We start from the raw sequence: 19,913 nt of genomic DNA on the forward strand, positions 1-19,913 counted from the left end.
GAAAATTAATCTAAAAATATAGGTAAGATTATAAATATAATTCAATTTATGATGAAATAGGATGAGTCTAAACTTATTTGTAAAATTTAAAATCTACTATGCAATGGATCTTGGTTGAAACATTCTCATTTTCTTATGAGGCGCAAATTGCAAAAACTCAATTAGAGGCTTTTGGAATTCCTGCACGTATTGAAAATGAACATACTATTAATATGGATTGGTTTTATTCCAATGCTTTAGGTGGGGTTCGTCTATTAGTCTCACAAAACTATGTTGATGAAGCAAAGTCTCTTCTTGAAAAGGATTGTAGTAATGAACTGGAACGAAAGTTTGGAGAGAATAAAGAGTGCTGCCCTAATTGTGGAGCTCAAGATATAGAAGCTTATACACAAGGGAAAAAATCAGCTTTTCTAGCGTTCATGTTCTTAGGGGTACCTTTGTTCTCTTTTAAAAATGGTAATAGATGTAAACGGTGTCAATATTTTTGGAACTAATTGTAAGGTACTAAAATATTATATTTATTCATTCTTTTAATTTATATGGCTATGTAATAAAGAAGCAATTAAACTCTACAAAGTGATAAAAAAATGAATTATTAGAAAGGGTATTATAAAAGTTATAAAGAATTATAAAAGGAAAAGAATATGGAATATAAGGGAAGTTGTCATTGTGGCCAGATTAAATTTGTAGCAGAAGGCGAGTTGTCAGAGGTTTTATCTTGCAATTGTTCCATATGTCAAAAGAAAGGTTCTTTACTTTGGTTCTTACCAAGTAAGCAAGTTAACATAACTTTAGAAACTCCCGAAATTTTAGCGAATTACACCTTTAATAAGCATGTGATTAATCATCATTTCTGTAAAATTTGTGGTATTCATCCTTATGTTCAAGGTACAGATGCAGAAGGTAATTCTATCTTTGCTATTAATGTTCGATACATAGATGACATAGATTTAAAAAAAATAAAAATAAATGATTTTGATGGGCGTTCAACTTAATAAATATAAGGATTTTCCAGTGGTAACTAAAAAGCAATTAGCTCCAAAGCAAATAGAAACACTGATTGAGTTACTAAAAGATAGATTTGAAAAGAATTCACATCGTCATAAAGAAATAGATTGGACTCATGTACAAGCTAAACTAATTCAATCGCCGAACAAACTGTGGTCATTGCAAGAAATGGAAAATACGGGAGGAGAGCCTGACGTAGTGGCTTATGACCAACAGAGTGATGAATATTTGTTTATAGATTGCTCTCCTGAAACACCAAAAGGCCGTAGAAGTCTTTGTTATGATAGTGAAGCTTTAGAGTCTAGAAAAGATCACCCGCCTAAAAATAATGCAATAGATGTGGCTAAGGGAATGGGAGTGAAGCTTCTGACTGAGGAACAATATCATCAATTACAAAAGTTAGGCGAGTTTGATCTTAAAACATCAAGTTGGCTTGCAACTCCAGATGAGATTCGACGATTAGATGGAGCACTTTTCGCTGATCGGCGTTATGGCCGTGTTTTTGTTTATCATAATGGGGCACAATCATACTATGCAGTTCGTGGATTTCGCTGCTGTTTAAGAGTTTGATCTTAAATTTGAATACAAAAAGATTTTATTTGATGTTTTCTGCCAAGAAATTGGAGGTTCTTGCAACTTTTGATTGATAGTAAACATGACAAGATATGCTCTGGAATTAAATAAAAACATCAGGACCTCTCTAAAAATGCAACCCAACCCAATTTACTATAATGAACAACACATTGCTTTTGCTGATAATGTTCGTCGATTTGTACAAAAAGAAATGGCACCTTTCGTTAATGAGTGGGATGAAGCTGAGACATTCCCGAGAGAACTATACAAAAAAGCTGCTGAGATTGGTTTATTGGGTTTAGGCTTTTCGGAAGAATATGGTGGTATTCCTGATGCTGATCCATTCTATTCATTGCTGGCTGGTATTGAGATGGCAAAGGCTGGCTCTGGTGGAGTACATATCTCATTGATGGTGCATACGATTGGTGCACCACCAATTCAGCATTTTGGTAGTGAAGAGTTAAAGGCAAAAGTTCTCCCAAGTATTATTTCCGGCGAAAAAATTTCTGCCTTAGCAATTACTGAACCAGGTGGTGGTTCAGATGTTGCTGCATTACAAACTAAAGCTGTTCGCGATGGTGATTATTATATTATTTCTGGTGAGAAGACATTTATCACATCGGGAATTCGTGCAGATTACTATACCGTTGCAGTGCGTACAGACCCGACTAAATCTGGTGCTGAAGGCATTTCAATGCTGTTAGTTGATGCGCATAGTGAGGGAATTACTAAAACGCCTTTAAAGAAAATGGGATGGTGGGCTTCAGATACAGCACATTTGCATTTTGACCAAGTTAAAGTGCCTGCATCAAATCTTTTAGGTAAAGAGAATGCTGGTTTTAAAGTAATTATGAATAACTTTAATATGGAGCGTTTTTTCTTAGGTGTGGTGGCCTATGGTTATGCACAGGTATGTTATGAAGAAGCTTTAGATTGGGCTCAGCAACGTAAAACATTTGGTAAGCGATTAATTGATCATCAAGTAGTCCGTCATAAGTTGGTGGATATGGCAACACAATTGACTTCAACGCGCGCTTTACTTGAAGAAACTGCTTGGAAAATGACTCAACCAGAGTTACAGGGGCCAGAGCTCGTGGCTCAAATTTCAATGCTTAAAAATGTTGCTACACGCACAATGCAATTTTGTGCAGATGCAGCTGTGCAAACATTGGGTGGTATGGGCTTTATGCGTGGAACTAAATCTGAACGTATTTACCGTGAAGTGAAGGTCAATATGATTGGTGGTGGCGCTGAAGAAATTATGAAAGATTTGATTAGCAAGCAATTGGGTTATTAAGTCTATTTATAAGGTGGCTTTTAATAAGCTGCCTTATCTCATTCTTACCTCATATAGATATTATGAGATTTCATTCCATGTTTCGTTTAAAATTGCCCAACGTTCATGATCTTTCCACTCTTTTCCACCTACTCGAAGATATTGTCGAGAAAAGCCCTCTTTGATAAAACCTGCATTTGCAACCAGATGAATTGAAGCAATATTTTCAGGTTGTATATTTGCTTCTAATCTATGTAAGTTTAGTTTTTCGAATGCTTCACTCAGTAATAATTTCAGGCCTGCTTTCATATATCCTTGGCGTTGATAGGGATGAAATACTTCATAACCTAAATAAGCCGAGTGAAAATAACCTCTGATAATGTTAGAAATATTAAATGTTCCTACAATTGCATGGTCTTTCTCTAGACAAACGAAATAGCGATGTTCTTGTGCTAGGTAGTGTTGAAAGTCGGCTGGTGGATAAGCCCAAGGTTGATGCAATTGCACACTATTTTCATATGCTATTTTAACTTCTGCTAGGTCATCCATTTGAGATTTACGTAAATACACTGAACTCATTTCAATGCCATCTCCCAAACCATTTCAGTTAATTCCTCAATTTTGACCTTTCCTTCAGATTTATACCAAGTCACTGTCCATGAAATCGCACCACCAACTAATCGGCGCCAAATAAAGGCATCATGCTTTATCTTGCCCTTTGTGCGTAATTTTTCAATAACATCTAACCAAATTTGTTCATACTCATTACGCATTTTCAAAAGGTAATCTTGTTTTTCTTTTGAAAGGGCAAACCATTCATATACCAAAACAGCCATCGCAGCACCTGTATCTCCAGTAATTGAGATAAGCTCTGCTTTAATGAGAGCCCGTAACTGTTGCTCTGGATCTGGAGATTGGATTACGGCATCCTTTAAACGGGCAAGATTATAAATGATGGTTTGTTCCATCACATGGGCAAGGATGTCATCTTTACTTTTGAAGTGATGGAATAAACTCCCTGATTGAATTCCAATAAATTGAGCCAGTTCACGCACAGTCGTTTTGTCATAGCCTTGCTTATGAAATAGGTACGCTGCACCTTGTAATAAACGGCCACGTGGGCTGCCATCAAAGCAAGAGATATTTGGAATCTGTTCAATTGAAGTAGCAATCATGCGTGCGGTTTGATCCTTTAAATAAAAATGAATACTAAAATATTTTGCTAAATCTCAACATTTTTTAGGTCTTATGTCGAGTTTGGAAGATTTAGTCACCATCAAGATAACATTTTGCTCTTTACAAACCAAGCGCTTGCTTGGTAGTGTTAAGTGTAATTTTTAAACAGAACAATGAGAAATAAGATGGCAAATAATCAGAAGGATGATGAGCGTGTCGTAAAAATAGGTTGTGCCTCTGGATTTTGGGGAGATACCAATACAGCAGCTTTCCAATTGGTGCATTTAACTGATATTGATTATTTGGTTTTTGATTATTTGTCAGAAATTACGATGTCGATTATGGCAAAAGCGAAAATGGTAGAGCCGAAACATGGCTATGCTTTGGACTTTGTTAGTCGAGTAATGGCTCCTCTGATTAAAAAAATTGCAGAAAAAAAGATTAAGGTGATTAGTAATGCTGGTGGGGTAAATCCGCTTGCTTGTCGGGATGCCTTACAAAAAATAATTAGTGAATATGGTTTAAACCTGAAAGTTGCTGTGGTTTTAGGTGATGATCTTTTAGCAAAGCAAGAACAGTTCAAACAACAAAATATTCAAGAAATGTTTAGCAGCCAGCCTTTGCCTGATCAGGTGGCGAGTAGTAATGCTTATTTAGGTGCTGTGGCCATTCGTGATGCTTTAAATTTAGGCGCAGATATTGTGATTACGGGTCGTGTTGTAGATTCGGCTGTGGTTCTTGCACCTTTGCTTCATGAATACCAGTGGTCTTTAGAGGATTATGACAAATTGGCGCAAGGCTCATTGGCAGGACACGTGATTGAATGTGGCGCTCAATGTACAGGCGGTAATTTTACTGATTGGCGCTTAGTGCAAGGCTTCGACAATATGGGTTTTCCAGTGGTTGAAGTCAGTGAGGACGGCTCATTTGTGGTCACTAAACCACAAGGTACAGGTGGTCTAGTTTCTACCGCCACAGTTGCAGAACAAATCGTATATGAAATTGGCAATCCACAAGCCTATTTATTACCAGATGTGATTGCTGATTTTAGTCAGGTGCGGCTAGAACAAGTCGGTGAGCATCGAGTGCATGTGACTGGTGCAACAGGGCAAGCACCTACAGCACAATATAAAGTGAGTGCAACTTATCCTGATGGCTATCGGGTTTTAGTCAGTTTTCTAATCGCAGGGCGTGAAGCACCACAAAAAGCGCAAGTCATTGCGGATGCCATTTTAACTAAATGTGAGCGTGTGCTGGCCATGCGTTCAGTACCTCCTTTTAGTGAAAATTCTGTTGAAATTTTAGGCATAGAAAGTACGTATGGAGCACATGCCCAAGCATTAAATAGCCGCGAAGTTGTAGTGAAAATAGCTGTAAAGCACATGTTTAAAGAAGCGTGTATGTTCTTTGCATCTGAAATTGCACAGGCTTCAACAGGAATGGCTCCAGCTTTGGCTGGTATTGTTGGCGGTCGGCCTAAAGCATCTCCAGTGATTAAACTATTTTCATTTTTAATTGATAAAAATCAGGTCAATGTCGAAGTCGATTTTGATGGGCAGCGCTATCCAGTTGAGGTTTCTCAAGGTTTTTCTAGAGAGCAAATTAATACATTAGAAGCTGGTGAAAGTTCAATTTATCAGGGAGATGAAATAGAAGTCCCTTTAATTGAAATTGCACATGCTCGTAGTGGTGATAAAGGCAATCATAGCAATATTGGGGTGATCGCCCGTAAAGCAGAATACTTACCTTGGGTTCGTGCAGCACTCACAGAGCAAGCTGTTGCAAGCTATATGCAACATGTTTTGGATGCTGAGAAAGGAAGAGTGATTCGTTATGAGTTATCAGGTTTAAATGCGTTAAATTTTATGATGGAAAATGCCTTAGGGGGCGGTGGTGTGGCAAGCCTGCGTATTGACCCACAAGGCAAAGCATTTGCTCAACAATTATTGGATATGCCTGTAAAAGTTCCGGCAAATCTTTTAGAAAAATAAAATGAATGGATGAAACAAAGATGAGTTATCAATCAATTTTTAGACCTGATGCCTTTGCCAATAAAGTCATTATTGTGACCGGTGGTGGCTCAGGAATTGGTCGTTGTACTGCCCATGAGCTTGCCGCGTTAGGGGCTCAAGTCGTAATTACAGGACGCAAAATTGAAAAACTGGAAAAAGTAAGCCAAGAAATTACAGAGGATGGTGGACTCGTTCATTTTGTTGTGTGTGATAACCGAGAAGAAGAACAAGTGAAGAACATGATTGCTGAAGTGATTGAGAAGTTCGGCAAACTTGATGGTTTAGTTAATAACGCGGGCGGTCAGTTTCCTTCCGCATTAGAAAATATCTCTGCGAACGGCTTTGATGCAGTCGTGCGTAATAATCTGCATTCAACTTTCTATTTAATGCGTGAAGCTTATAACCAATGGATGGCAAAATATGGTGGCAGTATTGTCAACATGACTGCCGATATGTGGGGCGGCATGCCAGGAATGGGGCATTCAGGTGCTGCACGTTCGGGGGTTGATAACTTAACCAAAACAGCATCGGTCGAGTGGGGGAAATCTGGCGTTCGAGTGAATGCTGTAGCGCCGGGTTGGATTGTTTCATCAGGCATGGATAATTATAGCGGTGATTTTGCCAAAGTGATTATTCCAAGTCTTGCTGGCAATGTACCTCTAAAGCGTATGGGAACCGAGTCGGAAGTCTCATCAGCAATTTGTTATTTATTATCTGATGCCGCGGCTTTTGTCTCTGGTGTAACTTTACGTATTGATGGTGCCGCATCGCAGGGAACCCGAATGTATCCGCTAAGCGATGCGACAAATAGCGAATCTTATAACGGTTTCCACCGTGCATTTATCCCTGAAATTTTTAAAAAAGATAAGACTGAGGGAGAATGATAATGACCATTCTCCAATCCGAAATTGCTGTTGGTAGCGAACAATATCAAAAAAATAAAGATGCTCTACTTGCTCAGTTGAGAGACATTCGTACAATTCAGCAAAAAAGTATTGATAAATCTTACGCTGCCAAACCAAAGTTCGATAAAAAAGGTAAAATTTTACCCCATGAGCGTGTGCGATTATTACTAGATGCCGATTCTCCTTTCATCGAACTTTGTGGTTTAGTTGGCTACAACATGCATGATGATAAAGACGGATCGGAAGCGGGTGGCGGGGTGATTGCTGGCATTGGTTTTGTGAGTGGTGTGCGTTGCCTCGTCTCTGCAAGTAATAGTGCAATTAAGGGGGGCACCATGTCACCCATGGGTGTACAGAAAACCTTACGTTTGCAAAAAATTGCCTTAGAACAAAAACTTCCGTTGATTACGCTAACCGAAAGTGGTGGCGCTAACTTAAATTATGCGGCAGAAGTATTTACCTACGGTGGTATGACCTTTGCCAATCAGGCACGTCTTTCAGCGGCAGGCATTCCGCAGCTTGCAGTTGTACATGGTAATGCAACTGCGGGTGGTGCTTATCAACCCGGTCTTTCGGATTATGTGATTGCGGTACGTAAACAAACCGAGATGTTACTTGCAGGTCCACCTTTACTTTTAGCTGCCACTGGCGAAGTGGCAACAGCTGAAGAGTTGGGCGGGGCAGAAATGCATGCGCAGGTTGCCGGAACCGCAGAATATTTGGCTGAAAATGATGCCGATGGGATTCGACTTGCACGTGAAATTTTTGAGCATTTGAACTGGAAAGAACAAATCAAACCAGTTGATGCGGTCTATAAAGAACCTCGTTACGATGCCGATGAATTATTAGGTGTTATCCCGAATGATCCTAAACAGCCATTTGATATGAAAGAGGTGGTTGCCCGAGTTGTTGATGATTCAGACTTTCTAGAATTTAAGCAGGAATATGATGATTTAACTGTTTGTGGCTGGGCAAAAATTGGCGGATTGCATATCGGTATTATCACCAATAATGGTCCGATTACTCCTCAAGGTGCGGCGAAAACAGCCCAGTTTATTCACCTGTGCGAACAGACGCAGCGCCCACTATTGTTTTTGCATAACACCACAGGTTTTATGGTGGGTACCGATGCAGAGCAAAACGGTATTATCAAACATGGTTCAAAATTAATTCAGGCTGTTGCCAATTGTACTGTGCCAAAAATTTCGATTGTGGTGGCTGGGTCATATGGGGCAGGAAACTACGCGATGTGTGGTCGAAGCTTATCACCCGATTTTATTTTTGCTTGGCCGAACTCGCATGTTGCCGTAATGGGTGCTGCACAAGCTGGAAAAGTCTTACGTATTGTGGCCGAAGGTAAGCAAAAAGCATCTGGTCAGGAGCCTAATCCTCAAATGCTCGATTTTCTGGAGCAAAGTACAGCCATAAAATTGGAGCAGCAGTCTACCGCGCTTTTCAATACGGCTATGTTGCATGATGACGGCATTATTGACCCACGAGATACCCGAAAATTACTGATTTTCCTTTTACAAACCATTTATGAAGCACAGCAGCGGACATTGAATCCAAGCCGTTTTGGGGTGTCTCGCTTTTAAACAACTTTTACCGCAATTAAAAAAATTATCAGGAAGAATGTAATGAAATTTACTGCCGAACATGAAGCATTACGCCGTACAGCTCGTCAATTTGTTGAAAATGAGCTGAATCCGAATATTCCGGAATGGGAAGAGGCGGGCCGTTTCCCGATTCATGATGTATTTAAAAAGATGGGTGACCTTGGCTTATTAGGAATTTGTAAGCCTGAAGAAAATGGTGGTTTAGCTTTAGATTATTCTTATAACCTTGTGGTTGCTGAAGAAATTGGACGTGCGACGTGTGGTGGAGTGCCTTTAGCCATTGGCGTTCAAACCGATATGGCAACACCTGCTTTGGCACGTTTTGGCCATAAAGAATTACGTGATGAGTTTTTAACACCAGCCATTGCTGGAGAATACGTGGCATCCATTGCAGTGTCCGAAGTTCATGCAGGTTCTGATGTGGCAGCCATTAAAACTACAGCCAAAAAAGATGGCGATGATTATGTAATTAACGGCAGCAAAATGTGGATTACCAACTCATTACAAGCCGACTTTTTCTGCCTTTTAGCCAACACTTCTGACGATAAACCACACGTTAATAAATCGATGATTATTGTGCCGGCAAAAACTAAAGGCATTAGTTTTTCAGAACCGCTCAATAAATTAGGAATGCGTTCAACCACCACAGCAGAAGTCTATTTAGATAATGTGCGTGTACCACAGCGTAATTTAGTCGGTGTTGAAGGCATGGGCTTTATGATGCAAATGATGCAATTTCAAGAAGAGCGTTTATGGGCATGTGCCAACTCCATTGGAGGGTTGGAAACGTTAATTCAAAAGACCATTGCCTATACTAAAGATCGTACTACTTTCGGTCAGCCACTCATTAATAATCAATATATCCATTTCCGCTTTGCTGAACTCATGACTGAAGTGGAAGCACTAAAAGCATTAACCTACCAAGCATGTGAGAAACACATTGCTGGTGAAGATGTCACGATGCTGGCTTCAATGGCAAAACTAAAATCAGGACGTTTAACCCGTGAAGTGGCAGATAGCTGTCTGCAATATTGGGGGGGCAATGGCTTTATGTGGGATAACCCAGCATCGCAGCTGTACCGTGATGGTCGCTTAGGGTCTATTGGTGGTGGAGCCGATGAGATTATGTTGGGGATTATTTGTAAGCTCATGGACATCTTGCCTAAAAAACAAAAATAAGGAGTAGGCAATGACACTTTCGGTTTCACTACAAACTTTAGCTATTCATGACAGCATTCAATTAGAACAGGACGGTAGTATTTTATATCTCTGGTTAAACCGACCAGAGAGTCGTAATGCCATGAATTTGAATATGGTTAATGCTATTCAACAGGTCTTTACTGCTATTCAAGATGATCTTTCGATTCGTGCGGTCATCATCCGTGGTGAAGGAGGAACTTTCTGCGCAGGTGGTGACATTAAAGACATGGCAGCTTTGAGAGTTGAAGCGGCCAATATTGGCAGTTTACAGCCTTATGCTGATTTTAACCGCCGTTTTGGTGCAATGCTTGAACAGATCGATGCTGCACCACAAACGGTTGTGGTGATTTTAGAAGGTGCGGTATTGGGTGGTGGTTTTGGTCTGGTATGTGTTTCCGATGTTGCCATTAGCCGTGACAATGCACAGTTTGGATTACCTGAAACTGGGCTAGGAATAATCCCTGCGCAGATTGCTCCTTTTGTAGTGAAGCGTATTGGTCTAACTCAGGCTAGACGACTTGCTCTGTTGGGTATGCGTTTTGAAGGACATACGGCGCTCAGTGTCGGAGTAGTCCATCAGATTGCTCATAATGAAATAGAACTCGAGCAAGCCTTACAAGAAACAATCCAGCAAATTAAGCGTGCAGCACCACAAGCTTCGCGTGTGACTAAAGCATTACTACATCGAACACTTAATGAATCATTGAATCATTTGCTTGATGACGCAGCACAGCAGTTTGCTCAAGCGGTTGGTGGTGCTGAAGGGCAAGAGGGAACGATGGCTTTTATTCAAAAACGGTTGCCGAATTGGGCCGATGAGCAATAAAAGATAAGGATAAAAACAATGAAATTTTCAAAAGTACTAGTTGCCAATCGTGGTGAAATAGCAGTTCGGGTCATGCAAACTGCTAAGGCAATGGGCTATCAAACGGTGGCAGTTTATTCTGATGCGGACTGTAACGCTCGCCATGTACAAGAAGCTGATGAGGCAGTTTATATAGGAGCTTCTAAAGTATCTGAATCTTATCTTTCAATTACCAAAATTATAGAAGCCTGCAAAAAAACAGGTGCTGATGCTGTACACCCAGGTTATGGCTTTTTGTCAGAAAATACCGATTTTGCCCAAGCCTGTATCGATAACCAGATTGCTTTTATCGGTCCAACAGCTTCTGCAATTGAGTTGATGGGAAGTAAGCGACTTTCGAAAATTGCCATGATTGAAGCAGGGGTACCTTGCGTGCCTGGTTACGAGGGAGATCGTCAAGACCTTGAATATTTAGCGGTACAGGCAGAGCAGATTGGTTTTCCAATAATGGTGAAAGCTTCTGCTGGTGGTGGTGGCCGTGGTATGCGTTTGGTTCAGCAGTCTTCCGAGCTTGTAGAGGCTTTACAAACTGCACGTTCAGAAGCTGAAAATGCATTTGGTTCAGGTGAGCTGATTTTAGAAAAAGCAGTGATTGCGCCGCGTCACGTTGAAATTCAGGTTTTTGGTGATACGCATGGCAATTATGTGTATTTGTTCGAGCGTGATTGTTCGATTCAACGCCGTCACCAAAAGGTTGTAGAAGAAGCACCGTGTCCAGTCATGACTCCTGAACTACGTCAGCAAATGGGCGAAGCTGCTGTGGCGGCTGCCAAAGCATGTGCTTACGTAGGCGCGGGAACTGTTGAGTTCTTGCTTGATGCATCGGGTGAATTCTATTTTCTAGAAATGAATACTCGCTTGCAGGTTGAGCATCCGGTTACTGAACTTATTACAGGGTTAGATTTGGTTGAATGGCAATTGCGTGTCTCCAATGGTGAGCAGTTGCCATTGCAACAACATGAGTTGACTTTAAATGGACATGCAATTGAAGTCCGTTTGTATGCCGAAGACCCACGTCAAGATTTCTTGCCACAAACAGGTCAAGTTCTACGTTGGAAGCCTGCGAATTTACCTCATGTACGAATTGACCATGGCATGTTGGCAACAGATGAAGTTAGCCCTTTCTATGACCCGATGGTGGCAAAGGTAATTGCATACGGTAAAACCCGTGAAGATGCTATTCGTTTACTTGCTCGTGCTGTAGATGATTGTGTTTTGCTTGGTGTAAACAGCAATAAACAGTTCTTGGTTAATTTACTACGTCATCCAGTTGTTGTTGCTGGAGATACCAATACGGCATTTATTCAACAGCATTTTCAAGATGACAGCAGCTTACATTCTCAGGTTTTATCTTTAGAAACCTTGGCTATTGCCGCGGCATTATTTAGCCAAAGTAAAGGTACTGCGGTGTGGCAAACTGGACTTGGTGTTCCATTACCTCTAAAACTAAAATATGACGATCAGCAAATTCAGTTACAACTTTCATCTGAAAATAACGCGTTCACGGTACAGTTCTGTGATCAAACCATTTGTATTGAAATAATTGAAAAGACAGCTGAGCAAATGATTTATGTAGTTGAGGGTGTACGTCGCCGTGTTCAATATGTATTAGATGGCGATCAGCTTTATTTAGATCGAGACAATGGCAATATTACGATTCGCAATGTGACTTATGCTGCTCCAGAAACGGCTGATGTGGTTGGTGATGGTAAAATTCGTGCACCAATGGATGGTGCTGTGGTCAATATCTTAGTCAATAAAGGCGATTCGGTCGTGAAAGGGCAAACCTTATTGGTGCTTGAAGCTATGAAAATCCAGCAACAGATTAGATCTGATGTAGACGGGGTAGTCGAAGATATTTTAGGTCAACAAGGGCAACAAGTTAAAAAACGGCAAATGTTATTTAGTATTCTGATCTAATAAAAAAGCCACCTGTTATGGGTGGCTTTTAGTTGATTGCATAAACAAATTTTTAAGCAATGAATTGTGTATAAGCACAGTACAAATAGCCCAAAATTGCTAAAGCAACCACAGGGGCAATAATCTTTGACCATGTCGGTACAGAAATCTCAGCAGCTTGTTCTTCAATATGCAAGTCATCATGATGAGGTTGGGCTTGGTGAACCATTTGGTTGAACTCCTTCATTGTTGTATCCAATGATAGCTCTTCTTGTTCCACAGGTTTAGAACCAAGTAATTCTGTTAGATGGTTTGTTGACCAAACCCAATCTTCTGCCTGACCTGATAAATGTTCTACTTGACCTAAAATTAATTCTTTTAAGCCATTATGCCCAAAACCACCTGTTTCATCGAGCTGGTTAAGTTCTGCTAACTGCAAGGTTAAAATTTCAGAAATACTCTGTTCTAGTTCTGCATTTTTTAAAGCTGATTGATTATGCTTAGAAGTAGTTAAATGGCGAGCAACTTCCTGAATATAAAGTGGATCTGCCGCTTTAATTTCATGGTAAATTTTATTATCGTTCTGACGCCATAAACTAATCAGTTTTCCAAGCGTAAGAATATTCACTTCATCAATCAGCTTATTTTTTTCATTAACTGGATATTGATTTAAAAGCTGAGGCTTTTGAATTTTTATCTGCTCAGCAAAGTATTGGACTAAATCAAATGCCATGCTTTCTTCCTCTAAATTTAATCTAAAATTCTTAGTGATGGTTTTTTCTTGGTCGATGTTGATTCAGTTGTTTCTTCTACTTCTGACTCTACTGTATTTTCTACAGGTGCTACATTGGCATATTCTTCAGGATCAAAGAACAAACCTTGTCCATTTTCACGCGCATAAATACCTAAAACAGCTTGAATAGGGACATAGATATTTTTAGACGCGCCTCCAAAACGGGCAGAAAAAGTAACAGCTTCATTTGTAATAAGGAGTTGATGAACCGCATGAGGCACTATATTTAAAACAATTTGCCCATCTTTAACAAATTGCTGTGGCACATCGGTATGTGGCTGTGTCGCATCAACTAATAGATATGGAGTAAGCTGGTTATCACAAATCCATTCATAGATTGCACGAGCAAGATAAGGACGTGTAGGGGTTAAATCAATAGTTTGCTCAGACATATCATACTATTCCATATTTAATTGTTCATTGTAACGGTTTTTCTCTTGGGGCGTCATTGATTTAGCAAAAGAAGGTCGTTCAAAGATACGTTTACAATACAAAAGAATAGGTCGGCATTGCTGTTTTGGCAACTCGATTCCCATGCTATTAAGCCTGACGAAAATAGGGGCAAGCATACAATCTAAGATTGTAAAATTTTCAGACATAAAATAAGGAAAATGCTGAAATAAAGGAGTAAGTGAAATTAATGTTTCACGTAATTCTTTTTGAGCTTTTTGCTTTTGTTCGATATTTAAAGAATCTTCATGTTTTAACATGTGATCTGCTAGCTTAAACCAGTCGTTTTCGAGTCTCCATATATATTGACGTTGCTCTGCACGTAACATTGGAGCATCTGCGTAAAGTTTTCCTTGTCGATAACGGTCATCTAAATATTCAGCAATAATTGGCGCTGAAAATAATTTAAGATTTTGCTCGACCAACATAGGCAATTGGTTATAAGGATTTAAGCTCGCTAAATCTTCGTCTTCATGGTCAGTTACGATCAATTGATATTTGATTTGCTTTTCTGCTAATAAAAAACGAATCCAATGAGAACGGAAATCATCAGCATGACTGTAAAGGGTAATCCCCTGAATAGAGGTATTTTCGACCGACATATCACAAGACGACGTGGTTGAGTGAATCGATTAGGATACTAAAAATGCTGTAGGAAATCACGATTCTAAAGAGATACTTTGTTTATATTTATAAGTTTGCATTTTATTGTTCTATTTTCATAATAAAAAAGCCTTGGGAAAATCCAAGGCTTTTTGTCCAACTCGGTAAACGAATTAACGTTTAGAGAATTGAGGACGCTTACGAGCTTTACGTAAACCAAGTTTCTTACGTTCAACTTCACGAGCATCACGAGTAACGAAACCAGCTTGACGAAGAACAGGTTTTAAAGTTTCGTCAGCAGCGATAAGCGCACGAGTAATACCGTGACGGATCGCGCCAGCTTGACCACCAATACCACCACCTTTAACAGTGATGTAAAGGTCAAACTTTTCAGTAACTTCTAAAAGTTCTAAAGGTTGACGAACAACCATACGAGCAGTTTCACGACCGAAATATTGCTCTAAAGTACGGTTGTTAATAACGAGTTTGCCTGTACCAGCTGACAAGAAAACACGTGCAGTTGCGGTCTTACGGCGACCTGTACCATAATTAGTAGCCATGTGCTGTATCCCTTAGATGTCCAAAACTTGTGGCTGTTGAGCAGCATGCGGATGCTCAGTACCAGCGTACACTTTCATTTTTTTGATCATTGCATAACCAAGAGGACCTTTTGGTAACATGCCTTTAACTGCTTTTTCAAGAACAGCTTCAGGCTTGTGAGCAATTAACTTCTCGAAGTTAGTCTCACGGATACCACCAGGGAAACCAGTATGGCGATAATATTTCTTATCAAGTGCTTTTTTACCAGTCACTTGAACTTGTTCAGCATTAATCACAACGATGTAATCGCCAGTGTCAACGTGAGGAGTATAAGAAGTCTTGTGCTTACCGCGTAAACGACGAGCGATTTCAGTCGCAAGGCGACCTAAAGTTTTGCCAGAAGCATCAACAACATACCAGTCATGTTGAACTTCAGCTGGCTTAGCGCTGAGAGTTTTCATTAAACCACTACCTATTATAGTTGGTTTGGACTATGGAATCTGTCCAAACAAAAGGAGCGAGCATTCTAAACGAGTTTGTTCAAAGTCACAAGAAAAATCCAGTTTAAGCCATATAATTTAATCCATAAACTGATGAATGCGGGATATGTTAAAATCAAACAAATTTTCGTTATGTGTCTGGGGTGATTGTGCTGCCTTTATATGTCACTTCCGGTGAGCCGGCTGGTATTGGTCCAGATATTTGCTTGAGCTTAGCTAAGCGAGTTGATGAACGCCCACTTGTTATTTTGGGTGACCGAAATTTATTAGAACAACGTGCCCGAAAACTTGGGATAGATATTCAATTTTTAGAATATACGGGGCAAGCTGAATCGTCGTCTTCAGGTGAACTTTATATAGAGCATATACCTTTAGAAACGGTGGTTGTTGATGGGCAATTAAACTCAGCTAATGCGGCTTATGTATTAGAACAATTACGCCGTTCAGCTGATTATGCAATGTCTGGTAAAAGTGTGGGTGTAGCCACTGCTCCTGTGCAAAAGTCGGTCATTAATGATGCAGGTATTTTGTTTAGTGGCCACACTGAATATTATCAAGAATTTGCAGGGGTAGAGCGCGTCGTCATGATGCTTGCAACCAAAACTTTGCGTGTTGCCTTAGCGACTACACATTTGCCCTTAAGAGATGTTGCCGATGCAATTACTAAAGAGCGTTTGCATCAGGTCATTGGTATTTTAATACATGATTTAAAAACTAAATTTAAAATTACAGATCCGCGCATATTAGTGTGTGGCTTAAATCCTCATGCGGGTGAAGATGGCTATTTGGGACGCGAAGAGATTGAGACCATTAATCCGGTGCTCGAAACTTATCGGGCGCAAGGAATTAAAATGAGTCTAAGCTTGCCTGCTGATACCTTATTTACCCCTGAGCATCTTAAAAATGCCGAAGCTGTACTTGCCATGTACCATGATCAAGGTCTACCTGTGTTAAAATCACAAGGGTTTGGTGAGGCCATCAATATTACATTGGGTTTGCCGTTCATCCGAACTTCGGTCGATCATGGCACGGCATTGTCTTTGGCCGGGACCGGTTTGGCAAAAAGCTCAAGTTTAAATGTCGCTGTCGATTTAGCTTTATCTTTGGCAGCGAGCTAAATTTTTCATGTTGGAAATGTTCTATGTATCAAATTAATGCCCTAAACCCGAAAGATGAAGGGCATAAAGCTCGTAAACGTTTTGGTCAAAACTTCTTACATGATCAGCGAGTCATTGCCAAAATCGTGCGCTCGGTGAATCCGCGTGCAGGTGAAAATGTTGTCGAAATTGGACCTGGTTTGGCTGCTTTAACTTCTCCTTTAATTGGAGAGTGTGATGCATTAACAGTTGTTGAGCTAGATCGTGATTTAGCTGCAGGCTTACCAGAACGCGTTCCACATCCTGAACGTTTAACGATTATAGAAGCTGATGCATTAAAATATGATTTTAGCGAACTGGTAAAAGATGGTCGACCATTACGTGTGGTTGGTAATTTACCTTATAACATTTCAACCCCATTACTTTTTCATCTCTTGGAATTTGGCAGTAAAGTTAAAGACATGCACTTTATGCTCCAAAAAGAGGTGGTTGACCGTATTACTGCCGAACCAAACACAAAAGAATATGGGCGCTTGTCGGTAATGATTCAGTATTATTGCCAACCTACCTTTTTATTTGAAGTGCCAGCTGGTGCATTTAACCCACCCCCTAAAGTAACGAGTGCTGTTTTCCGCCTTGTTCCATATGAACAAAAACCAATTGTTGCAAAAGATGAAAAAGCTTTAGCTCGCTTAGTTGGTCATGTATTTACCCAACGCCGTAAAACACTAAGAAATAGCCTTAAAGGTATGATCGCTGAAGATGGCTTTGAAAAAGCAGGCGTTGATCCGATGGCTCGCCCAGAAACTTTAACATTGACTCAATTTGTTGCTTTAGCCGATCAAATGGTGACATAAATGACTAAACGTTTTAATTATGTGATTGGCGATGTACAAGGGTGTTTCGAAGCTCTGAAAGCCTTACTTAAAGAAATACGTTTTGATCCAGACCAAGATTTTTTATGGTTTGCGGGTGATTTGGTCGCTCGTGGCGAAAACTCAGTGGGTGCCTTACGTTTTGTTAAAAAACTTGCTGATCGTGGCGCTGCTGCAACGGTTCTTGGAAATCATGATCTGACTTTAATTGCTGGCGCGCGTGGTTTAAAAGAGATTAAAGAAAAAGATCGCACGCAGGATGTTATTGATGCAATTGATGGCGATGAGTTAATTGACTGGTTGCGTAAACAGCCATTATGTTTATTCCCAAACGTGCACACAATTCTTACTCATGCAGGCATACCTTGTATTTGGGATGCACAAAAAACTGCTACTTTGGCAAAAGAAGTTGAAGCGGTACTCGCAAACGAAGATTTAACTGTATTGGATGCTTTTTTAGCAGAAATGTATGGCTCAAAACCAGATTTGTGGGAAGACAACTTAACGGGTTCTGCGCGGTTACGTTGTATTACCAATTATTTGACCCGCATGCGTTTAACCAATGCAGAAGGGGCTTTAGAGTTCAGTTTTAAAGATGCTCTGGATGCGCCAATGCCAGAAGGCTATTTACCTTGGTTCGAATTTTCAAGTAAAGCTGCTCAGACTCATCAGATTATTTTTGGTCATTGGGCTGCGCTAGAAGGTAGAAGCATTAATGAGCAAATCCAGAATATTGATGGCGGCTGTGTTTGGGGCCGAAAATTAATGGCTTATCGCCTTGAAGATAAAGAAATCTTTGCTGTCGAAAATCCTGTGCAAGTATAGGGAAAGCAATGCTTTTCACGAGCGCAAGATGAGGGTTGTACCTAAGTTAAAATAAAAAAGCCGCATAAGCGGCTTTTTTTATTTTTAAATTTTATTCTAAGCGTAACCAAATTTGGTTTCGGCCTAATGCTGAAACGCCAAGATATCCACGCATATGAAGACGTTTACCAGTTGCGCTAAGTTTTGCTTTAAGCCCATAAACTTTGCCCGTATTCGGATCTAAAATTTTCCCACCTGTATAATTAAGCTCATCTGTCTTTTTTAAGCCAGTTGCAATATCCAAACCTAAAATAGGTTTATTGGTATATGGCGCAGGGCAGTTATCACAAATTTCTTTAGGCGTATAACCTGGACGTGGTGTAACTTTGATAATCTTTCCAGCATATGTCCCATTTGCTTCTTTTCGTATTTCTACCTGTGCTTTGGGCGCACCAGTCTTATCATCAATCGTTTGCCAAAGACCTGTAATGTCTGCTGCAAATGTGGCAGTATTAATCCCCAGTAAGAGCAAAGCTCCAATAAAAATTTTCCCCATCATTAAAAATCCTTTTAACATTGAAAGGTCATCTTATTTCGAATTTATATACCGTTCAATGTTTATTTAATAGGCTTGTTAATTATGGTGTTCCGAGTGACAACATTAATGTAGGTAGCCAAATTGCAGTAAATACGCCGTTCAAAGCCATACCAAATGCAGCGTAGCGGCCCGCAACTGATCCGCGCTGCCAAGCTTGAGCTGTTCCTATGGCATGCGCAGCTAAACCTAAGGCTAAACCGGAAGCACGCTCATCATGAATATGCTTAAGTAAAAATGGTGAAAATGCTGCCCCAATAACCCCGGATAAAATAACAATAAGGGTCACCAGTGTTTCAGGAGCATGCAATAACGTTGCGATATTTAGGGCAATTGGGGTAGTTACTGCACGTGTTGCAAATGCAAGAATGGTAGGTTCCGACATATGCAACAAATAAGCGAGGCCCATAGGCAAAGCAACCGCGCTTATACTTGCAAAAAGTAAAATACCAATCACTGATTTAATTGGAAGGTCATCGTAACGCATTGCAGCTAAAGGAATGGCTAAGGCTACAGTCACATACCCCAATAAATGGCTAAATAACTCATTTACATAAAGACGATATTGTTCATAAGGGACTTGTAAAACTGAAAGTAACCCAATCACAATGAACATGCCGAAAACTAAAAGTGGAACTTGTGGAAAACGTCGGTTCAAAGGTTTTGCACACAGATAACCAATTAATGTGATTAAAAAACCATAGAAAATCGTAAACATTTTATTCTCCTTATAACCAACGTTTTGCCATTTTTGCATAGACCCACAAAGGTATAAGGGTGCTGACCACTAAAACAAAAAGGAACAGTGGAATTTCTTTACCCATATGCACCAACATAATTAAGGAGCCAGCACAAACGGGTAAAAAAGCAAATCCACTTTCTTTCATAATTTTATTATTGGTATCGACTATCCGAAGAGGGATTTTTTTGAACTTTCTCCAGAGAATCAAAATAGTGAGTAAGCTGATTAAGCCGACCAGATTACCTAATTCTGGATGACCAAAAGCACGCATGACGATGACAGAGCCTTCACGAAAACCAATAATGAGCAGTAAAGTTACTACCCATGCTGTCCAGTCTATACTTCTGATCTTATCCATATTTTTTATCTCTAAAAGTTTACTTA

The 19,913-nt window shown here is 40.0% G+C and carries 23 protein-coding genes; 13 read left to right on the forward strand and 10 right to left on the reverse strand.

Going from position 1 to position 19,913, the window contains the following annotated elements; genetic code table 11:
• Positions 1 to 98: 98 nt before the first annotated feature.
• From MSG66_RS07710 to MSG66_RS07725, 4 genes are all read left to right on the forward strand, one after another.
• Positions 99 to 494, forward strand: a complete 396-nt coding sequence (locus MSG66_RS07710) for a DUF2007 domain-containing protein (RefSeq protein WP_324653404.1) — start codon at positions 99 to 101, stop codon at positions 492 to 494.
• A gap of 150 nt (positions 495 to 644) precedes the next feature.
• The gene (locus MSG66_RS07715; protein WP_324653405.1) at positions 645 to 995 is read left to right on the forward strand and encodes a GFA family protein; all 351 of its coding nucleotides are present in this window, start codon (positions 645 to 647) and stop codon (positions 993 to 995) included.
• Between the two features lie 19 nt (positions 996 to 1,014).
• Complete coding sequence (locus tag MSG66_RS07720; protein ID WP_133976141.1) at positions 1,015 to 1,578, forward strand: DUF4256 domain-containing protein; 564 nt, start codon at positions 1,015 to 1,017, stop codon at positions 1,576 to 1,578.
• A gap of 136 nt (positions 1,579 to 1,714) precedes the next feature.
• Complete coding sequence (locus MSG66_RS07725; RefSeq protein WP_324653407.1) at positions 1,715 to 2,878, forward strand: acyl-CoA dehydrogenase family protein; 1,164 nt, start codon at positions 1,715 to 1,717, stop codon at positions 2,876 to 2,878.
• A 60-nt stretch (positions 2,879 to 2,938) separates the two neighbouring features.
• Here the strand turns inward: MSG66_RS07725 and MSG66_RS07730 are convergent, their stop codons facing one another.
• Both MSG66_RS07730 and MSG66_RS07735 read right to left on the reverse strand, forming a co-directional pair.
• Positions 2,939 to 3,436, reverse strand: coding sequence for a GNAT family protein (locus tag MSG66_RS07730; protein WP_324653409.1), 498 nt, complete (start codon positions 3,434 to 3,436; stop codon positions 2,939 to 2,941).
• Positions 3,433 to 4,032 carry a TetR/AcrR family transcriptional regulator gene (locus MSG66_RS07735; protein ID WP_324653411.1) on the reverse strand — a complete coding sequence of 200 codons (600 nt, stop codon included), beginning with the start codon at positions 4,030 to 4,032 and terminating at the stop codon, positions 3,433 to 3,435. The genes MSG66_RS07730 and MSG66_RS07735 overlap by 4 nt, the downstream gene beginning before the upstream one ends.
• A gap of 186 nt (positions 4,033 to 4,218) precedes the next feature.
• Here MSG66_RS07735 and MSG66_RS07740 point away from each other — a divergent pair, with 186 nt between their 5' ends.
• The 6 genes from MSG66_RS07740 to MSG66_RS07765 are packed head-to-tail and all read left to right on the forward strand — an operon-like array spanning position 4,219 to position 12,551.
• A complete protein-coding gene (locus tag MSG66_RS07740; protein WP_324653413.1) occupies positions 4,219 to 6,024 on the forward strand; it encodes an acyclic terpene utilization AtuA family protein in 1,806 nt (601 codons plus the stop codon).
• A gap of 20 nt (positions 6,025 to 6,044) precedes the next feature.
• Entirely contained in the window at positions 6,045 to 6,929 is an 885-nt protein-coding gene (locus tag MSG66_RS07745; protein ID WP_324653415.1) for an SDR family oxidoreductase, read from the forward strand.
• 2 nt (positions 6,930 to 6,931) lie between these two features.
• Complete coding sequence (locus MSG66_RS07750) at positions 6,932 to 8,545, forward strand: acyl-CoA carboxylase subunit beta (protein ID WP_324653416.1); 1,614 nt, start codon at positions 6,932 to 6,934, stop codon at positions 8,543 to 8,545.
• A gap of 42 nt (positions 8,546 to 8,587) precedes the next feature.
• Entirely contained in the window at positions 8,588 to 9,745 is a 1,158-nt protein-coding gene (locus tag MSG66_RS07755) for an acyl-CoA dehydrogenase family protein (protein ID WP_202743931.1), read from the forward strand.
• Between the two features lie 10 nt (positions 9,746 to 9,755).
• Positions 9,756 to 10,592 carry an enoyl-CoA hydratase/isomerase family protein gene (locus MSG66_RS07760; RefSeq protein ID WP_202743930.1) on the forward strand — a complete coding sequence of 279 codons (837 nt, stop codon included), beginning with the start codon at positions 9,756 to 9,758 and terminating at the stop codon, positions 10,590 to 10,592.
• An 18-nt stretch (positions 10,593 to 10,610) separates the two neighbouring features.
• On the forward strand, positions 10,611 to 12,551 hold the full coding sequence (locus MSG66_RS07765; RefSeq protein WP_262474731.1) for an acetyl/propionyl/methylcrotonyl-CoA carboxylase subunit alpha: 1,941 nt from the start codon (positions 10,611 to 10,613) through the stop codon (positions 12,549 to 12,551).
• A gap of 52 nt (positions 12,552 to 12,603) precedes the next feature.
• On the opposite strand, the gene MSG66_RS07770 is transcribed toward MSG66_RS07765, so the two are convergent.
• The 5 genes from MSG66_RS07770 to rplM form a co-directional block, all read right to left on the reverse strand.
• Positions 12,604 to 13,263, reverse strand: a complete 660-nt coding sequence (locus MSG66_RS07770) for a hypothetical protein (protein ID WP_042898320.1) — start codon at positions 13,261 to 13,263, stop codon at positions 12,604 to 12,606.
• 17 nt (positions 13,264 to 13,280) lie between these two features.
• On the reverse strand, positions 13,281 to 13,715 hold the full coding sequence (locus MSG66_RS07775) for a ClpXP protease specificity-enhancing factor (protein ID WP_133971713.1): 435 nt from the start codon (positions 13,713 to 13,715) through the stop codon (positions 13,281 to 13,283).
• Positions 13,716 to 13,721: 6 nt separating this feature from the next.
• Positions 13,722 to 14,375, reverse strand: coding sequence for a glutathione S-transferase N-terminal domain-containing protein (locus MSG66_RS07780; RefSeq protein ID WP_075431053.1), 654 nt, complete (start codon positions 14,373 to 14,375; stop codon positions 13,722 to 13,724).
• Between the two features lie 174 nt (positions 14,376 to 14,549).
• A complete protein-coding gene (gene rpsI, locus MSG66_RS07785; protein WP_002048725.1) occupies positions 14,550 to 14,936 on the reverse strand; it encodes a 30S ribosomal protein S9 in 387 nt (128 codons plus the stop codon).
• A gap of 12 nt (positions 14,937 to 14,948) precedes the next feature.
• A complete protein-coding gene (gene rplM / locus MSG66_RS07790) occupies positions 14,949 to 15,377 on the reverse strand; it encodes a 50S ribosomal protein L13 (protein ID WP_003656097.1) in 429 nt (142 codons plus the stop codon).
• A gap of 173 nt (positions 15,378 to 15,550) precedes the next feature.
• Between rplM and pdxA the strand changes: the two genes are divergently transcribed.
• Genes pdxA through MSG66_RS07805 form a run of 3 tightly spaced genes read left to right on the forward strand, consistent with a single transcriptional unit; the run spans position 15,551 to position 18,213 of the window.
• The gene (gene pdxA / locus MSG66_RS07795; protein WP_324653429.1) at positions 15,551 to 16,534 is read left to right on the forward strand and encodes a 4-hydroxythreonine-4-phosphate dehydrogenase PdxA; all 984 of its coding nucleotides are present in this window, start codon (positions 15,551 to 15,553) and stop codon (positions 16,532 to 16,534) included.
• Between the two features lie 23 nt (positions 16,535 to 16,557).
• Positions 16,558 to 17,370: a 16S rRNA (adenine(1518)-N(6)/adenine(1519)-N(6))-dimethyltransferase RsmA gene (gene rsmA, locus MSG66_RS07800; protein WP_262474734.1), complete on the forward strand. Its 813-nt coding sequence runs from the start codon at positions 16,558 to 16,560 to the stop codon at positions 17,368 to 17,370.
• A complete protein-coding gene (locus tag MSG66_RS07805; protein ID WP_324653431.1) occupies positions 17,371 to 18,213 on the forward strand; it encodes a symmetrical bis(5'-nucleosyl)-tetraphosphatase in 843 nt (280 codons plus the stop codon).
• Positions 18,214 to 18,304: 91 nt separating this feature from the next.
• On the opposite strand, the gene MSG66_RS07810 is transcribed toward MSG66_RS07805, so the two are convergent.
• From MSG66_RS07810 to MSG66_RS07820, 3 genes are all read right to left on the reverse strand, one after another.
• The gene (locus MSG66_RS07810) at positions 18,305 to 18,748 is read right to left on the reverse strand and encodes a DUF2147 domain-containing protein (RefSeq protein WP_133976143.1); all 444 of its coding nucleotides are present in this window, start codon (positions 18,746 to 18,748) and stop codon (positions 18,305 to 18,307) included.
• An 82-nt stretch (positions 18,749 to 18,830) separates the two neighbouring features.
• A complete protein-coding gene (locus tag MSG66_RS07815) occupies positions 18,831 to 19,505 on the reverse strand; it encodes an LrgB family protein (RefSeq protein ID WP_202743926.1) in 675 nt (224 codons plus the stop codon).
• Between the two features lie 10 nt (positions 19,506 to 19,515).
• The gene (locus MSG66_RS07820; protein ID WP_042898326.1) at positions 19,516 to 19,887 is read right to left on the reverse strand and encodes a hypothetical protein; all 372 of its coding nucleotides are present in this window, start codon (positions 19,885 to 19,887) and stop codon (positions 19,516 to 19,518) included.
• Positions 19,888 to 19,913 lie beyond the last annotated feature (26 nt).

Origin of the sequence: Acinetobacter sp. IK31 (assembly GCF_035615195.1) — a bacterium.
In the GTDB taxonomy this organism is placed as follows: Bacteria; Pseudomonadota; Gammaproteobacteria; order Pseudomonadales; family Moraxellaceae; genus Acinetobacter; species Acinetobacter calcoaceticus_C.

What these genes read in the sequence shown, in the direction of transcription:
- MSG66_RS07760 (WP_202743930.1), top strand. Translation starts at nt 9,756, where the DNA reads ATGACACTTTCGGTTTCACTACAAACTTTAGCTATTCATGACAGCATT.
- MSG66_RS07770 (WP_042898320.1), bottom strand. Translation starts at nt 13,263, where the DNA reads ATGGCATTTGATTTAGTCCAATACTTTGCTGAGCAGATAAAAATTCAA.
- MSG66_RS07815 (WP_202743926.1), bottom strand. Translation starts at nt 19,505, where the DNA reads ATGTTTACGATTTTCTATGGTTTTTTAATCACATTAATTGGTTATCTG.
- MSG66_RS07765 (WP_262474731.1), top strand. Translation starts at nt 10,611, where the DNA reads ATGAAATTTTCAAAAGTACTAGTTGCCAATCGTGGTGAAATAGCAGTT.
- MSG66_RS07810 (WP_133976143.1), bottom strand. Translation starts at nt 18,748, where the DNA reads ATGGGGAAAATTTTTATTGGAGCTTTGCTCTTACTGGGGATTAATACT.
- MSG66_RS07780 (WP_075431053.1), bottom strand. Translation starts at nt 14,375, where the DNA reads ATGTCGGTCGAAAATACCTCTATTCAGGGGATTACCCTTTACAGTCAT.
- MSG66_RS07715 (WP_324653405.1), top strand. Translation starts at nt 645, where the DNA reads ATGGAATATAAGGGAAGTTGTCATTGTGGCCAGATTAAATTTGTAGCA.
- MSG66_RS07725 (WP_324653407.1), top strand. Translation starts at nt 1,715, where the DNA reads ATGCAACCCAACCCAATTTACTATAATGAACAACACATTGCTTTTGCT.
- MSG66_RS07820 (WP_042898326.1), bottom strand. Translation starts at nt 19,887, where the DNA reads ATGGATAAGATCAGAAGTATAGACTGGACAGCATGGGTAGTAACTTTA.
- rplM (WP_003656097.1), bottom strand. Translation starts at nt 15,377, where the DNA reads ATGAAAACTCTCAGCGCTAAGCCAGCTGAAGTTCAACATGACTGGTAT.
- MSG66_RS07775 (WP_133971713.1), bottom strand. Translation starts at nt 13,715, where the DNA reads ATGTCTGAGCAAACTATTGATTTAACCCCTACACGTCCTTATCTTGCT.
- MSG66_RS07745 (WP_324653415.1), top strand. Translation starts at nt 6,045, where the DNA reads ATGAGTTATCAATCAATTTTTAGACCTGATGCCTTTGCCAATAAAGTC.
- MSG66_RS07740 (WP_324653413.1), top strand. Translation starts at nt 4,219, where the DNA reads ATGGCAAATAATCAGAAGGATGATGAGCGTGTCGTAAAAATAGGTTGT.
- MSG66_RS07750 (WP_324653416.1), top strand. Translation starts at nt 6,932, where the DNA reads ATGACCATTCTCCAATCCGAAATTGCTGTTGGTAGCGAACAATATCAA.
- rpsI (WP_002048725.1), bottom strand. Translation starts at nt 14,936, where the DNA reads ATGGCTACTAATTATGGTACAGGTCGCCGTAAGACCGCAACTGCACGT.
- MSG66_RS07710 (WP_324653404.1), top strand. Translation starts at nt 99, where the DNA reads ATGCAATGGATCTTGGTTGAAACATTCTCATTTTCTTATGAGGCGCAA.
- MSG66_RS07755 (WP_202743931.1), top strand. Translation starts at nt 8,588, where the DNA reads ATGAAATTTACTGCCGAACATGAAGCATTACGCCGTACAGCTCGTCAA.
- MSG66_RS07805 (WP_324653431.1), top strand. Translation starts at nt 17,371, where the DNA reads ATGACTAAACGTTTTAATTATGTGATTGGCGATGTACAAGGGTGTTTC.
- MSG66_RS07735 (WP_324653411.1), bottom strand. Translation starts at nt 4,032, where the DNA reads ATGATTGCTACTTCAATTGAACAGATTCCAAATATCTCTTGCTTTGAT.
- MSG66_RS07730 (WP_324653409.1), bottom strand. Translation starts at nt 3,436, where the DNA reads ATGAGTTCAGTGTATTTACGTAAATCTCAAATGGATGACCTAGCAGAA.
- rsmA (WP_262474734.1), top strand. Translation starts at nt 16,558, where the DNA reads ATGTATCAAATTAATGCCCTAAACCCGAAAGATGAAGGGCATAAAGCT.